This window comes from Bacillus carboniphilus (assembly GCF_039522365.1).
GTDB classification, from domain to species: Bacteria; Bacillota; Bacilli; order Bacillales; family JC228; genus Bacillus_BF; species Bacillus_BF carboniphilus.
This window is the reverse complement of record NZ_BAAADJ010000017.1, coordinates 135,588-148,707: the sequence shown is the minus strand read 5'-3', so window position 1 is coordinate 148,707 and position 13,120 is coordinate 135,588. Positions and strand designations below refer to the sequence as shown.

At 39.2% G+C, this 13,120-nt stretch carries 13 protein-coding genes; 8 read left to right on the top strand and 5 right to left on the bottom strand.

The genetic code is table 11. The features are described 5' to 3' along the window. Positions 1-15 precede the first annotated feature (15 nt). Both ABDZ91_RS08775 and ABDZ91_RS08770 read right to left on the bottom strand, forming a co-directional pair. Positions 16-1,578 carry a spore germination protein gene (locus ABDZ91_RS08775; protein WP_343798156.1) on the bottom strand — a complete coding sequence of 521 codons (1,563 nt, stop codon included), beginning with the start codon at positions 1,576-1,578 and terminating at the stop codon, positions 16-18. Positions 1,579-1,740: 162 nt separating this feature from the next. Continuing rightward, positions 1,741-2,709, bottom strand: a complete 969-nt coding sequence (locus ABDZ91_RS08770; protein ID WP_343798155.1) for an ABC transporter substrate-binding protein — start codon at positions 2,707-2,709, stop codon at positions 1,741-1,743. Positions 2,710-2,919: 210 nt separating this feature from the next. Here ABDZ91_RS08770 and ABDZ91_RS08765 point away from each other — a divergent pair, with 210 nt between their 5' ends. From ABDZ91_RS08765 to ABDZ91_RS08745, 5 genes are all read left to right on the top strand, one after another. Next, positions 2,920-3,924, top strand: a complete 1,005-nt coding sequence (locus tag ABDZ91_RS08765) for a FecCD family ABC transporter permease (RefSeq protein ID WP_343798153.1) — start codon at positions 2,920-2,922, stop codon at positions 3,922-3,924. Then, positions 3,921-4,973: a FecCD family ABC transporter permease gene (locus tag ABDZ91_RS08760; protein ID WP_343798152.1), complete on the top strand. Its 1,053-nt coding sequence runs from the start codon at positions 3,921-3,923 to the stop codon at positions 4,971-4,973. The genes ABDZ91_RS08765 and ABDZ91_RS08760 overlap by 4 nt, the downstream gene beginning before the upstream one ends. Positions 4,974-5,061: 88 nt before the next feature. Then, positions 5,062-5,898, top strand: coding sequence for an ABC transporter ATP-binding protein (locus ABDZ91_RS08755; protein ID WP_343798150.1), 837 nt, complete (start codon positions 5,062-5,064; stop codon positions 5,896-5,898). Next, positions 5,876-6,676, top strand: a complete 801-nt coding sequence (locus ABDZ91_RS08750) for an IucA/IucC family C-terminal-domain containing protein (protein ID WP_343798148.1) — start codon at positions 5,876-5,878, stop codon at positions 6,674-6,676. Before ABDZ91_RS08755 ends, ABDZ91_RS08750 begins: the two co-directional genes overlap by 23 nt. Next, the gene (locus ABDZ91_RS08745; protein WP_343798146.1) at positions 6,673-6,921 is read left to right on the top strand and encodes a DUF2573 family protein; all 249 of its coding nucleotides are present in this window, start codon (positions 6,673-6,675) and stop codon (positions 6,919-6,921) included. Before ABDZ91_RS08750 ends, ABDZ91_RS08745 begins: the two co-directional genes overlap by 4 nt. Positions 6,922-6,960: 39 nt before the next feature. Here ABDZ91_RS08745 and ABDZ91_RS08740 read toward each other — a convergent pair whose 3' ends face one another. Continuing rightward, on the bottom strand, positions 6,961-7,293 hold the full coding sequence (locus tag ABDZ91_RS08740) for a spore coat protein (protein ID WP_343798145.1): 333 nt from the start codon (positions 7,291-7,293) through the stop codon (positions 6,961-6,963). A 19-nt stretch (positions 7,294-7,312) separates the two neighbouring features. After that, entirely contained in the window at positions 7,313-7,600 is a 288-nt protein-coding gene (locus tag ABDZ91_RS08735; protein WP_425541807.1) for a hypothetical protein, read from the bottom strand. Positions 7,601-7,806: 206 nt separating this feature from the next. On the opposite strand from ABDZ91_RS08735, the gene ABDZ91_RS08730 reads away from it, so the two are divergent. After that, the gene (locus ABDZ91_RS08730; RefSeq protein WP_343798143.1) at positions 7,807-8,724 is read left to right on the top strand and encodes a proline dehydrogenase family protein; all 918 of its coding nucleotides are present in this window, start codon (positions 7,807-7,809) and stop codon (positions 8,722-8,724) included. A 234-nt stretch (positions 8,725-8,958) separates the two neighbouring features. Here the strand turns inward: ABDZ91_RS08730 and ABDZ91_RS08725 are convergent, their stop codons facing one another. Continuing rightward, on the bottom strand, positions 8,959-9,093 hold the full coding sequence (locus ABDZ91_RS08725; RefSeq protein ID WP_343798140.1) for a YuzL family protein: 135 nt from the start codon (positions 9,091-9,093) through the stop codon (positions 8,959-8,961). A gap of 315 nt (positions 9,094-9,408) precedes the next feature. Between ABDZ91_RS08725 and ABDZ91_RS08720 the strand changes: the two genes are divergently transcribed. Both ABDZ91_RS08720 and ABDZ91_RS08715 read left to right on the top strand, forming a co-directional pair. Then, positions 9,409-11,793: a 3-hydroxyacyl-CoA dehydrogenase/enoyl-CoA hydratase family protein gene (locus ABDZ91_RS08720; protein ID WP_343798139.1), complete on the top strand. Its 2,385-nt coding sequence runs from the start codon at positions 9,409-9,411 to the stop codon at positions 11,791-11,793. A gap of 21 nt (positions 11,794-11,814) precedes the next feature. Beyond that, positions 11,815-12,990, top strand: a complete 1,176-nt coding sequence (locus tag ABDZ91_RS08715) for an acetyl-CoA C-acetyltransferase (protein WP_343798137.1) — start codon at positions 11,815-11,817, stop codon at positions 12,988-12,990. The last annotated feature ends 130 nt before the right edge of the window (positions 12,991-13,120 follow it).

Here is a 13,120-nt window from a genome sequence, read left to right as displayed (position 1 = left end):
CCCTCCATTCCATCCCTACTCATCGATATCTTTGGATTTCTTCTTTTCCTTTTTCCTAAACCTTGTTGGTTTGTACGGTCTTGTATACATAGGCCGTTGTTTTTGATTTCTAAAAGGGAGGCGGATTAACGCATCACGAAAATCTGTGAATCTAGGTGGAAACAAAGGTTCCAGAAATGGTCTCCCTAACGATGTCAAATTAAGAGTGTATGCCATTAGAATACAGAAGCAATATACAATCCCTAGTAGTCCCAAAATTTCAGCAAAGATTAAGAATGGAAATCTGAGTACACGGATTGCATTACCTATTTTGTAAACAGGTGTTGTAAATGAAGCTAAGGCAGCTAGAGCAACAATAATTAGAAGAACATTACTCGTTAGTCCGGCTTCAACGGATGCTGTCCCAATTACGATTCCACCCACGATACCAATTGTTTGACCTACTTTTGTTGGTAGTCGAGCTCCGGCCTCACGTAACAGCTCAATTGTTAATTCTAAAAAGATGGCCTCCAAAATAGGAGGAAGAGGTATTTTTTGTCTAGAGGCAACTAGTGTACCTAATAAATCTCCTGGTATTAGTTCATAGTGATACGAAAGTGCTGCTACATAAATCGGTGTTATTAAAATTGAGAATGCAACAGAGAACAGACGCAACAGTCTAAAGAATGATGCTAGCATCCAATTGGTTAGGTAATCATCAAAGGAGTTGAAAAACTCCACTAGTGTGGTAGGTGCAATTAAAGCATGAGGTGAACCATCCACAATCATTACAACTTTTCCTTCTGTTAACACAGCTGCTGTCCGGTCAGGTCTCTCGGTATCTAGAGCTAAAGGAAAAGGGGAATTATGCTGATCGGATATAATCTGTTCAACAAAACTACTATCTATAATGTTGTCGTATTTCATGTCCTCTAAGCGTTGTTCTATTGTGTTGATATTTTCTTCATCTGCAAGACCTTTAATATATACAACCGCTACTCTCGTTTTGGAATAAGTTCCGACCCTTTTTTCAAGGACGACAAGGTCTTTCACAGGAAGCCTTTTTCGAAGTAAGTTGATATTAATCTCAAGTGATTCAACAAAGCTTTCCTTTGGACCAATTACGCTGTATTCGATTTCAGGCTGAGTTATACTTCTGCCCTCATTTCTATTAACTGCAACGTAACAAGCTTTGCTGAGATCATCTTTCATTTTGATCTCTGCGTAACCATTTAAAAGCTTTTCATCTCGTGAAGATAAGTCATCTGTTATTTCTACATCGGGAATGGGAAGTAAGCTACTTACATCCTCAATTGATTTAAATTCCTGTCCCAGCAAAGGAGGGAGGACAAAATCTTCAATGACTTTTTCATCCGATATGGATTTGAATAAGGTAAGAATAAAAGTTTTTCCTGTATTCTTGTTTGTATAAAATGCTTCTTTATAATCGGCTGAGAGTTCGATCGTTTCTTTATGTCTAGGTTCAGTATTTTTAGGTGTATCCCTTTGGTTAGAGGATGACTGATTAGATGATTGATTTTGTTGATTAGAATCTTTGTTTGAAGTCAATTTTTTGTACCATTTCAACCAACTTTTCATGTCCTCACCTCACATAGGGAAAATTTCACTACATGTGGATAGTATGACCAAATTAAAATAAATTATGGGAATACTGGATAGGAAATCTGGAGCGGAAATAATATCCATAGAGTACATAAAAAAACCAGCCGAGGGGGTCGACTGGTTTTAGGCATTTATCCATTATTTTAAGAAAATCGATTCAATTTCATCTAACACAAGGTTCGCTGCAATAACTCCACCTGCAGTGTTCCAAATAGCATCACTTACTTTGTGTGCATTACCGTTTTGAACAACTTCAAGCTTTTGGAATAGTGGGTCATTCACCCAGTCCTCTTCGACCTTAGAAGCTTCACCGTCTCCAGTTTCATACGTAAAGTAAAACATGACATCCCCGTCCATTGCAGGGATTCTTTCTTTTGTTACATTTCTTTCTGCGAAATCATCTACATCCTGACCTTCAGCACGAGCGAAACCAAGTTGATCTAGGATAATCCCAGAGAAAGAATCTTTATGGTAGATTCTTATATCCCCAGCTGTAAAGCGAACAACGGAGATTTTCTTTTCCAATTGATCGCCTAGTTCTGTACTTAGCTCTTCAATACGTTGGTTATATTCACCAAGTACTTCTTGACCTTTTTCTTCTACATTAGCAGCCTTGGCATAAAGCTCAAAGTTTTCTTTCCAATCACCTCGAAGGGCTTCCGAGAGAACAGTTGGAGCAATTTTGTTTAATTGTTCGTAAATTTCTTCCTGACGTTGCTTAGTTCCAATAATTAAATCAGGCTTTAGGGCAGCGATTGCTTCTAAATTAACAGCACTTTCTGTACCTACCACTTCAACGCCTTCCATGTCTTCTGCAATATGCTCATACCATGGATCACCTAACCATGATTGAACGGCACCAACAGGCTTAATACCCATAGCTAGAAGTGCTTCAGTTCCTTCATTTGTTAAAACAACAATTTTCTGTGGTGTGTCTGGAATTTCTGCAGTACCCATTGAGTGATCAACCGTATAGCTTGTATCTTCCGTTTCAGTATTTGTATCGTTATTATTAGTTCCTTCATCTGTTTCACCGGACCCACATGCTACTAGAGTGATGACTGCTAGAACAGTAAACAGAAGAAATAGTGATCGTAAAGCTTTCATTGTAAATCCTCCTATGTAAATAATAATAAAAATAGATTATGTGAATGATAATCATTATCAACTATCACAATCTTGATGATAATGGGGAGTAGAAGTAATGTCAAGATTTAATTGAAAATGATTTTCAAGTTCATTGACAACGATAATGATTTTCAATAGACTTAGAGTGAGAATGAAAGTCAATGCTGATGATTTGGCAGGTATTTAATCATGCTTCTTACGAATAACATTTATCGACTAATTGGTTTAGTCCTTATTATATCCACTACAGTTTTCCTAATATGTGCAAGCATTGTTTATGGTTATACAGAAACAAGTTGGAAGATGGCCATACAGGCTTTTACTAATTTTGACGGTTCAAATGAACATTTAGTATTAACAACCGTACGTTTACCTAGAGCACTTATTGCAGCTGCTGTTGGTTCTAGCTTGGCCATTTCAGGTGTATTGATGCAAACATTGACAAAAAACCCGTTAGCATCTCCTAGTATTTTTGGTGTGAATGCGGGTGCAGGTTTTGCTGTGGTTATTGCCTTAACTGTTTTTTCTGTAACAAGTCTACAAGCATACACTTGGATTGCTTTTCTAGGTGCAGCTGTTGCTGCTATTTCGGTTTATGTCATTGGTTCCGTTGGACGCGAAGGTTTAACCCCCATGAAGCTTACATTAGCTGGGGCAGCAATGTCTGCCATGTTTGCTTCTTTTACACAAGGGTTTCTCGTTATTAATGAGACTGCACTTGATCAAGTATTGTTTTGGTTAGCGGGTTCTGTCCAAGGGAGAAAATTAGAATACTTATACAATGTTCTTCCATATTTAGCGTTTGGATGGCTTTTGGCACTTCTCATTGCATCTAAAATGAATATCTTTGCAATGGGAGAGGATGTTGCAAGAGGTCTGGGACTAAGAACAGGTACAATAAAGGTTTTAGCAGCGATTGTTGTCATCTTACTTGCAGGAGGAGCTGTAGCGATTGCAGGACCTATTGGTTTTATAGGTATTGTCATTCCACATTTTGCTCGTGCAGTAGTTGGGACGGATCACCGATGGGTCATTCCTTATAGTGCCTTTATGGGTGCATGCTTGTTGTTAGTTGCAGATATTTCTGCAAGGTATGTCATTATGCCTCAAGAAGTACCAGTGGGAGTCATGACTGCCATTATAGGAACTCCATTTTTCGTATACATTGCAAGAAGGGGGTTCAATGGCTCATGAAGGGATTTTTTAACTTCCGTATTAAAGATAAGGTTTCCTTCCTTATCGAGAAAAAATCAGTCTGGGTTGTGTTATCACTTTTAGCTGTAAGTTTCGTTCTATTTTTAATCAGTGTAGGACTTGGCGATTATTATGTTGATCCATTAACGGTTCTTTCCGTATTGTTTGGTGGAGGGGACTACATGGAGCAATTGGTCGTAATGGATTTCCGATTGCCGCGTATTTTGATTGCCCTTTTAGTTGGAATTGGGTTAGCAGTATCTGGGGCCATTCTTCAAGGAATCATACGAAATCCGTTGGCATCACCAGATATTATTGGAGTAACGGGTGGGGCATCTGTCGCAGTCGTTGCTTTTATGGCTATTTTTACGAATGAGAACAATGTCCTGACTGTAAGTATATCTTGGATGCCGTTAGCTGCCTTTATTGGGGCTACTGTTGTTGCTTTTTTAGTTTATTTTTTAGCATGGAAAAATGGGGTTTCACCGGTTCGTTTAGTATTAATCGGAATTGGAATCTCAACACTTATGCAAGCATTAACCACGCTCTTTATGATATTAGGTCCTATTTATCAAGCGGGTAAAGCAAACATTTGGATCACAGGTACGGTACACGGCTCACAGTGGGCTGATGTAGTAATACTAACTCCTTGGACGATTGTGTTTGTGATTCTTGCTTTTATTGCGAGCAGAATTCTTAACCTGCAAGAGCTTGGTGACGATTTAGCAGTTGGCGCAGGTGGAAACGTTCAGAAGCAGAGGTTCACGCTACTTATGATTAGTACTGCACTAGTAGGGGGAGCAGTTGCTTTTGGTGGAGGAATTGGGTTTGTCGGACTTATGGCTCCTCATATGGCTCGAAGATTAGTAGGTTCATCCTTCGGAGCGTTAATTCCAACATCTGCATTAATTGGGGCTATTCTGGTTGTGTTAGCAGATTTAATTGGTCGAACGGCCTTTTCTCCATTAGAAATTCCTGCAGGTGTATTCACTGCTGGAATTGGAGCACCCTATTTCATCTACCTTCTGTTCCGTACGAGGTCGAAGTAATGAATGTGGAAGGAATTGGTCCTTTCATAGGGTAGTAAAGGGATTAAAATAAAGAGTGTCTATCATTTTAGAAAAGGAGCTGGGTTGTATGACTCACACTATTGAAACCCAATCACTAACTTTAGGTTATGGGGATTCTGTCATTATTGATGAATTGAATTTAACAATTCCTAAAGGTGAAATCACAGTATTTATCGGTGGGAATGGCTGTGGGAAATCAACCCTTCTTCGTTCAGTAGCCCGTCTCCTCAAGCCTAGATCTGGCTCAGTCCTTTTACAAGGAGAGGCGATTGCTAAAATGTCTACAAAAGAAGTGGCTAAACAAATGGCTATTTTACCACAATCACCTGTAGCTCCAGAAGGTTTAACGGTTCTTCAGCTCGTGAAGCAAGGACGTTATCCCCATCAAACGTGGTTAAAGCAGTGGACGAAAAAAGATGAAGAAAAGGTTATGAATGCGCTTGAGGCAACAGGAATGCTGGAACTAAAGGATCGTGCGGTTGATTCTCTTTCAGGCGGACAAAGACAACGTGCATGGATTGCGATGACTCTAGCTCAGGATACGGACACGATTCTTTTAGATGAACCTACAACGTATTTGGACATGACACACCAAATTGAAATATTAGATTTATTGTTTGAACTGAATGAAAAAGAGCAACGTACAATTGTGATGGTTCTTCACGATTTAAACCTGGCTTGCCGTTATGCTCACAATATTGTGGCGATTAAAGATAAAAAGGTGTTCGCAGAAGGAAAACCCGAGGAGGTCATTAGTTGCCAACTCGTTAAACAAGTGTTTGACATGGACTGTGAAGTCACTATGGACCCTCTCTTTGGAACACCACTCTGTATTCCTTATGGTAAGGGACGTTGTATTCTTCAGAAGGCAGGAATGTTAAATGCTAGAAAACAGGCTAACTGAGAAAGAACTCGAAGAACTATCAAAATTTAGGCTGACAGAAGCGAAGAGTGAGGGAGAGCTTACTTTCTGTGCAGCAGATTTAATCAAAAGTACAACACTACAGCCTATCCTAAAAATGCTTAAATCTAGGATTGAGGCTCCGAATATCTTAGTAACATCGTCTATCTTGATGAAAAGGTATGCTTTTTTACCCGTCATTTACCTATACGCATTGACGAAGTGGGATAAAAAGTTAAACATTAGCTTAGATGATGTTCATTTTGAGGACAATTCCAAGAATGGAATGTGGTTACCGAACATTCGGTTGGAATCTCTAACCTATACTCAATGCCCTACTCATGATCGAGAAACATTTCGTAGAGAAGCTTTTCGAGCTCTTTTTAAAGATCATCTGTATAGAATCATAGCTGCACTAAATAAAGAAACGAAAGTGTCTAAAATGGTCCTATGGGAAAATTTAGCGGTCTATATGTTTTGGATGTATGAAACTCTATTGGAAACGGAGACAGATTCGAACATTAGAAAACATGCCTCTTCGGACTTTCGTTACATATTCAGTGAAGCCGATGGTTCCGTATTTGGTCCTATGAAGAGAAATCCGCTCTCCTCTTTTGACACGGAAAAGGTGAAAAAAGAAGAGGATGACCAATTGATACGGATTCGTAAAACATGCTGTTACACATATATGTTACTAAAGGATAGGGAAAGTAAGTTTTGTAAAACATGTCCAGTAGGGTGTAGATTGCGACAAAAACAGAAGGAGGAAGCTATGAAATGACGAAAGATGTTCAGGAAAAGTTTCAAGCCCTTCTACAAAAATACTCAGAACTTCTCATTGGGGAAAATGATGACCAATCTGTGGACGAAGTTAAAATGTGGGCTCTATACTCTCACATTGCGAAAACGATGCCTCCATTAGTGAAACACTGGAATGAAATGTACCCGGATGCGAAGGAAGAGTTGAAGAGAATTAGTTTCTCTATTAAGGAAAAAAATCAGAACCTTCGTAATAAGAAGGATTAAAGAGCCATTTCGTTTTTTACGGAGATGGCTCTTTTTAATCTAGTTAGGCAGTGTATTCCCATTTGGAAGCTGATTTTTATACCCAGAGAATTGATCATAGCTTTGTTGGAGTTGTTGCTGATCTGCAGCCTCAAGTCCATACCAACCTTTTTGAAACATTGCATTGTATAATCGTCTCTGTGCATTTTGAGTATCGGTGAAAATTTGAAGAATATCTTGGTATAACTGGTCGTGACTGGCTTCATTTAAGGCAGAACTATAGGCATTCGTCATATATTTTTCTGCTGATAATAAATCATTGATTAAATCCCGGTCGTTCATTTGCGGTGTCTTGGGAACCTGTGTTTCAGGGTTTTGAATTTTTTGATTCATAGATATAACTCCTTTCCATCTATTGTTGATACGTTTGTTGCTGTGTTCCTTGCTGCTGAGAATAGCTAGGGCTCAAGTAATTCAATAGCTTATTATAATGCTGTTGATGCATCTGTGAGCATTGCTCCAATTCAGCTTTTACCTGTTGATCTTGACACTGCTGAGCAAGAAAATTTGCTTTTTTCGCAGCTAGCAAATTCCAAGAAAGCATATCCTTTATGTACATTAAATCTTTGGATGAAATTACTTGGGGTGGTTGCTGCATTATGTTCATATTCATGTTTGTATTTGGCTGCTGTTGTTGCACAAAAATACCTCCATTCCATAGTTTTTCTTGAATAGTTTTCCTAAAAACAGAACGGGTATACATTTAATAAGACTTATCTAGTAAAAAAGTTATATTCAAATAATAAGAAAAATGCTAAAATAACTTTGAAAACCTAACTTACTAGTGTAATAGGGGACATATATTTTTTTGCATCTATGTATGCGCTTTCAGGGGGTATGAGTTCAATGGAACAGTTAATGAGAAATTTCTTTCTTTTCCTATCTAAAAATAAATCACTAACAAAGCTAGCTAGAAAATATGGTCTTCGTTTTGGTGCTGCACGTTTTGTAGCAGGGGAAAGGATTGAACAAGCATTATCAGTTATTAGAGAACTAAATGCACAAGGGTTGCTCGTGACCCTAGATTATTTAGGAGAGTTTGTTGATAACGAAAAAGAAGCAAATGAAATGGCTACGGAGTGTATCCAGGCCGTGAAGGCAATTGGAAGAGAGAAGCTAGATGCACAAGTCTCGTTAAAATTAACGTCAATGGGGTTAGATATTTCTCATGAGGTCGTTGCAAACAATATGAGACGAATTTTAGACGAAGCGAAAAAGCAAAATGTTTTCGTAACCATTGATATGGAAGATCATACTCGCTGTGGAAAAACGATTGATTTATTCAAAGAACTGAAGTCAGAGTACGATAACATCGGTACGGTTCTCCAAGCCTATCTTTATCGAACAGAGGAAGATATCCGAGAGTTGGACGCATATTCACCAAACTTGCGTCTAGTAAAGGGTGCTTACAAAGAACCGGAGGAAGTTGCTTTTCCAGATAAAAAAGATGTGGATGAGAATTTCAAAAAACTCATTGAAATTCACTTGTTAAACGGTAACTATACAGCTGTGGCAACACATGATGATGCAATTATTGATTTCACAAAAGAATTTGTTAAGAAACACAACATTTCTAACGATCAATTTGAGTTCCAAATGTTATATGGAATTCGACCAGAAAGACAGAAAGAACTTGTAGAAGAAGGCTATAAAATGAGAGTGTATGTTCCTTATGGCACAGATTGGTACGGCTACTTTATGAGAAGATTAGCTGAGCGACCAGCCAACGTGGCATTTGTGTTAAAAGGCACATTTGGAAAATAAAGAGGAGAGAGGCTGAACTTGGTTTGGCCTCTTTTTTTGTTTATAAAGAGCCGGTTATTTTAGAGAAACTCTAACAGAATCGTACCCTAAATCGGAGAAGCGTCCGAATTACAGTAACAATACTCCGTAAATCGTGCCGGAAATCGGTTAAGCGCAAAAATTACGGTAACAATACTCCGAGAATCGTGCCCGAAAATCGATAGCAACAACAACTTCGGGCACGATAAACTGTCACTATTGCTTCTTATACTGGTTATTCTGGCTATTTACTTTACCGCCGCCATCCATTTCTACTGTTGGGCCAGCGTCACCTTTTACGCTAGCAGCGCTAACGCCTCTTTTAGACGGATTCTTTTTATGCTTTGCCACCATCATCACCTCCTATTTAAGATAGTGTTACCTAAAAGCGATAATCCATGTCGTTTTCAAAAAGTTGAGATAATTCTGTTGCAGGTAGATTCAAAATTTTATATAGTAATAGTAAGGAAAAAAGTTTCTATTTTTTTTAGCTATAAAATGAATGAGTATTCATTCAATAAAAAGCGGTGAAATCAAGTTCCGAGCTTCAAGCAAATTCCCTGAAACGAAATTGACTATCATTTGTTCAGTACTTAGTGGAATATGCTTTTAATAATAGGGTTGGTTTCGCTTCCTAAAAAGAATGGTGAAGGAGGAATACTTCAAATGAAGCAAATCAAAAAGGCTGCAGTTATTGGTTCAGGTGTTATGGGTTCTGGCATTGCAGCACATTTAGCTAACATTGGAATCCCTGTCACATTACTAGATATTGTGCCAAAGGAGTTAACAGAAGGCGAAAAAAAGAAAGGGCTTACACTTGAAGATTCACAGGTACGGAATCGTATTGCAAAGGTCGCGATTGAGCAGCTTCTGAAACATAAGCCAGCTCCTCTCACCTCCAAGAAAAATTTGTCTTTAATTGAACCTGGGAATTTAGAGGATCATCTGTCAAAGCTAGGCGAGGCGGATTGGATTATTGAAGTGGTCGTAGAAAACCTAGCTGTTAAGAAAAAAGTTTTTGAGCAAATAGATCAACATAGAAAACCAGGAAGTATCATCAGTTCTAATACATCAGGTATATCTGTTGAAGCGATGGCAGAGGGACGTTCTGAGGACTTTAGAAAGCACTTCTTAGGAACGCACTTCTTTAACCCGCCAAGATACTTAAAGCTATTAGAAGTTATCCCTACACAAAACACGGACCCTGAAGTGGTTTCATTTATGAAGGAATTCGGTGAGGATGTTTTAGGAAAAGGTGTAGTATTTGCCAAAGATACACCTAACTTTATTGCTAACCGGATTGGAACTTATGGGCTACTTGTCACACTACAGGAAATGTTAAAAGGAAAATACTCTGTTGGGGAAGTAGACTCCATTACAGGCCCACTTATTGGACGCCCGAAGAGTGCAACTTTTAGAACGTTAGATGTTGTAGGACTTGATACATTCATCCATGTTGCCAATAACGTTTTTGAAAATGTGACAAATGAACATGAAAAGCAAGTGTTTGATGTTCCTAGTTTCATGAAGGAAATGGCGAACAAGGGTTGGATTGGAGCTAAAGCAGGTCAAGGCTTCTATTTGAAAAAAGGAAAAGACATTCTAGAACTTAACCCAGAGACGTTTGAATATGAAGAAAGAAAGAAACTAAATGCAGCTTCCATTGAAATGGCTAAGCAACAAAAAGGGTCTGCTAACAAGTTAAAAGCATTAGTATACGGAAAAGACCGAGCTTCTGAGTTACTTTGGAACATCTTAGCTCCAGTACTCGTTTATTCTGGTGATCTATTAGGAGAAATTGCAGATACGATAGTAGATATAGACCGTGCGATGAAATGGGGCTTTGGTTGGGAATTAGGTCCTTTTGAATCATGGGATGCTATTGGAGTGGAAAAGTCGGTTGCTCTAATGAAAGAGCAAGGTCTAGCTGTACCTAAGTGGGTTGAAGAAATGCTTGAAAAGGGGATTCCTTCCTTCTATAAAGAGGAAAACGGAGACCTCTATTACTATAATGGTTCAGAATATCAAGAAGTAGAAACCAATCCAAAGGTAATCAATTTAAAACAATGGAAAGCAAAGCATGGTGTCATTAAGAAAAATGCGGGTGCAAGCTTAATTGATTTAGGTGATGGTGTTCTTTTACTAGAATTCCACTCAAAGAGTAACGCAATTGGATTAGACACACTTCAGATGATTAACTTTGCAGTAGATGAAATGGAGAAAAATTATAAAGGATTAGTCATAGGAAACCAAGGCAAAAACTACTCAGTTGGAGCCAACCTTGCCCTAATGCTATTTGAAGCGCAGGATGATAACCTATTCGAACTAGATATGGTTGTCCGTCAATTCCAACAAACTATGATGAAATTAAAATATTCCTCTAAGCCGGTTGTAGCTGCTCCATTTAACATGGCTCTAGGTGGAGGCGTAGAGGTATCTGTTCCTGCTGACCATATTCAAGCTTCCATGGAGACCTATATGGGATTAGTCGAAGTTGGTGTGGGTCTAATACCAGGCGGTGGCGGAAATAAGGAGTTGTATTTAAGACATCTTCGTGGAATTCCAAATGGTGTAGAGTACGACTTACAAAAAGTAGCAAATAAAGTGTTCGAATCGATTGCAATGGCCAAAGTATCAACGTCAGCAGAAGAAGCACGTGAATTGAACTATTTAACTCCGGCTGATGGGATTAGTGTAAATGCAGACCATCAATTATATGATGCCAAACAGGCAGTTTTAGCTCTAAATGCAAAAGGCTATAAACCACCGGTAAAACAAAAGTTTCCAGTGGTAGGTGAAACGGGTTACGCTACATTACTTCTTGGTGCACAAGTAATGTTTAACTCAGGTTATATTTCTGAACACGACTTATTCATTGCGAAAAAATTAGCCTATGTCATTGCAGGTGGAAAAGTCCCTTATGGAACAGAAGTTGATGAGGAGTACTTACTCAACTTAGAACGTGAAGCGTTTATTACCTTAATTGCTCATCCGAAAACACAAGCAAGAATGCAGCACATGTTAGTAAAAGGGAAGCCATTACGTAACTAAGGTAAAGGAGGAGGAAAAAAAGTGAAAGAAGCGGTCATAGTTGCTGGTGCCAGAACACCAGTTGGGAAAGCAAAAAAAGGAACTCTTGCACATGTACGTCCGGATGATTTAGGTGCATTAGTTGTAAAAGAAACATTAAAAAGAGCAGGCAATTATGAAGGGAACATCGATGATCTAATCATTGGATGTGCGATGCCGGAAGCAGAACAAGGTTTGAATATGGCTCGTAATATCGGAGCATTGGCAGGTCTACCATACCAAGTGCCAGCTATTACGATTAACCGTTATTGTTCTTCGGGTCTTCAATCCATCGCATATGCAGCCGAACGAATCATGCTAGGCCAGTCAGATACGATTATTGCTGGTGGTGCAGAATCTATGAGTCTAGTACCGATGATGGGTCATGTGGCTAGACCAAACGTAAGACTTGCTGAAGAAGCACCAGAATATTACATGAGTATGGGACATACAGCGGAAGAAGTAGCCAAACATTTTGGTGTGACTCGTGAAGACCAAGATGCTTTTGCCGTTCGCAGTCATCAACGTGCAGCGGCTGCCATTGAAGCAGGTAAATTCAAAGATGAAATTGTCCCTGTTGATGTAACTTTAAGAAGTGTAGGTAAAGATCATAAGCTTTTTGAAAAACAAGTGAAGTTTGAAGTGGATGAAGGCGTAAGAGTAGGAACAACTACTGAAATACTTGGAAAATTACGTCCAGCGTTTTCTATGACAGGATCCGTAACAGCAGGTAACTCTTCCCAAACAAGTGATGGAGCAGCTGCAGTAATGGTCATGGATCGTGAAAAAGCAGATTCCCTTGGATTAAAACCATTAGCAAAATTCCGCTCCTTTGCAGTAGCCGGAGTCCCACCTGAAATAATGGGAATCGGTCCGGTAGAAGCAGTACCTCGTGCTTTGAAACTAGCGGGTCTGGAGCTAAGTGATATTGGTTTAATCGAATTAAATGAAGCATTTGCTTCGCAAGCCATCCAAGTCATCCGTGAACTTGGACTAAATGAAGAAATAGTTAATGTCAACGGTGGAGCTATTGCACTTGGCCACCCACTTGGTTGTACAGGTTCAAAACTAACCCTATCCTTAATTCACGAAATGAAGCGTAGAAACGAACAATTCGGAATGGTCACCATGTGTATGGGTGGAGGAATGGGTGCCGCGGGTATCTTCGAACTGCTCTAGGGACAAGGGGACAGGTTTTGCTGTCCCACTTCCTGAGTTCGGATGAGACAGAGGGGACAGGTTTCGGTGTCCCACTTTTCTGAGTGAAGTCTATTTGACAGAAGAGAAGAACCCTTGTCTTAGTGAAACA